3 protein-coding genes are annotated in these 1984 nt (G+C 56.1%); all 3 read right to left on the bottom strand.

Going from position 1 to position 1984, the window contains the following annotated elements:
- On the bottom strand, positions 1–739 hold a 739-nt coding region (locus AB1555_20000; GenBank protein MEW6248961.1), incomplete at its 3' end, for a hypothetical protein.
- Positions 739–1458, bottom strand: a complete 720-nt coding sequence (locus tag AB1555_19995; protein MEW6248960.1) for a hypothetical protein — start codon at positions 1456–1458, stop codon at positions 739–741. The genes AB1555_20000 and AB1555_19995, both read right to left, overlap by 1 nt.
- Before the next feature lie 5 nt (positions 1459–1463).
- Positions 1464–1724 (bottom strand): hypothetical protein, encoded by a 261-nt coding sequence (locus tag AB1555_19990; protein ID MEW6248959.1) that lies wholly within the window; start codon positions 1722–1724, stop codon positions 1464–1466.
- Positions 1725–1984 lie beyond the last annotated feature (260 nt).

Below are 1984 nucleotides of genomic sequence, written 5' to 3'. Positions count from 1 at the left end.
CTTGTGAATCCGGATGCCAGAGGTATTGCGAGCCTGGGCCGTATTTCCTTGCGTACTTCGCGTGCCACTTGGGGAGCAGCCGTGCGCGCCGAAGACTGGAGCCCTCCCTGAATATCTTCTCGAACCACCGCCAGGCACTTCCCCACCATTTGTCGGGGACGTTCGAAAGATCGCTCTCATCGATAGGCTTCGGCTTACTCGGATTGTTTGCGTCGATTCGTGCAATTTGCCGGCGCATGGCGTGGCGCGTAATCAGAACACCCTCGCCCAACAGATGGCAATAGGCTTGAGGTCTGGGGAATGATGCGGATATAGCGATTTCAGTCCGCTCGAATGATTTCGGCTCATCGTCGTTCCACTTCCGTCCTACCGCTATCTCTGCCTCGAAGTATTTCGTGGCAAGAAAGGTTGCGCAGCCAGCGACATGCCCCTTGTCGGTATCGCCTTCATCCTTCTTCTTAAGGGAGCCTTTCAGAAGCGCCTTGCGGATTGCGCCAAACGAGACCTCGATCTTGATCCCGGCTCCCAAGCGGTTCGTCCCGTGGATCTGGCGCTCCTCCAGTAGGTAATGGATCGCTCCGAGTTCTGCGATGATAGCGCGATCATGCCGATATACCTCGTCAAGCCGCACGGTAATTTCACCGGCCAAGGGCTGTTTCGCGCCGCTCTGCCGCCATCTCCAGCGGGTTATGAAAGCGCCATCGACACCTTCGGCCGTAGTAACAGAAAGCGCGTCCATCACGCCCCCTCTTTGATCGCTCTCTTTATTGCCTCGACGGCAGCCTTCACGGCTGCCTGGATAGTTTCGTGTGCAGCCCCCTCACCAGCCTTGGGTTTCGCAACGATGATCATGACCTTCCCGGGCCTGGCGATGGCGGATGGCCGTGGTTCTACGCCGGGAGGCGCGAGAACCACGACCACCTGCGCAGCATTCGCTCCCTCCTTGCCTACAAACCGGTTTCGCAGAAGTTGGTCCTCCTGGCCATCCTCGGGTGAATTGAGAAGATTCTGGATGGTTGCCACTACAGTGGCTGCGGCATAACCGGCGCCAGCGCTACCGAATAGTTTTCCGGCTTCCCACGCGACTCCGTCGGACACCGTTGCCGAGTGCGATGGATCGCCCTTCGCATCAACCCCCTCTTTGATCCGGCCAATGTCCGCAGCCCGGACCCGGCCAAGTGAGTCCCGCGACGAGTAGTAGCCGTAAAGGAGCAGCCGATATGTCTCCGACGAAGCCGTCTCTCTGATTTGAGCGCCAGCCTGCCGCAGCTCTGTCGTGAAGACGGCAGTAAGGGTGGGGCTGTTGCGAAACTCGATGTGGATGCCGGAATTCGAAGCGATACTGATCGGTCCATCTCCATCGACCTTCACATCAATGTCCTGGGCGATTGCCTGTCCCACCGACAAAGCAATCGCAAAGGCTGTGATGAGTATCCTTTTCATGCTTTGATCAACCATCAAGTCTACGTACCTTTGGGCTCGACCAGTCTCCTGACTTTTGCAATCGCCGAATGCCATGCCCGCGTGTCCACATTGCCAGAGGCCAAGGCCTTAGCTTCCGGCTCCGTGAGCTCCACGACCAACTGCGAACTCGCCCGGCGGATACGGATCTCGCCGGGTGTTGCTTGAATCTCCAACTCGTCATCCTCCTTCAAGCCAGATCGTTCCAGCAGTTCCTTGCTGAAGGTCGTACCCAGTGAGTTTCCAATTCTCCGTAGTTTCATATTCCCTCGCGTGATTACAGCGTAATCACGCTCTTTGCTGATGTCAAGTGGTTTCTTCTCGCAAGTACCCATTGATGCAACCAACCTCCAAGGACTTGACATTCTCATTGTCTGTGATTACAGTGTAATCACATTTGGACTATGCTGTGAGCACAGAACATGGAAACGGTGCAGATGCTCTTCTGGTTTGGGGTATTTGGTGATCTTGTCCTCGCCCATTACGCCGTGAAGTCCGGTTTGCAAGCCTTCAGTTACTTCTC

The organism is Nitrospirota bacterium (assembly GCA_040755395.1).
Lineage (GTDB): Bacteria > Nitrospirota > Nitrospiria > Nitrospirales > Nitrospiraceae > DATLZU01.
This window is presented reverse-complemented; position numbering and strand designations above follow the sequence as displayed.

Excerpts from the sequence above, each read along its gene's own strand:
- AB1555_19995 (MEW6248960.1), bottom strand. The coding sequence starts at position 1,458 with ATGGTTGATCAAAGCATGAAAAGGATACTCATCACAGCCTTTGCGATT.
- AB1555_19990 (MEW6248959.1), bottom strand. The coding sequence starts at position 1,724 with ATGAAACTACGGAGAATTGGAAACTCACTGGGTACGACCTTCAGCAAG.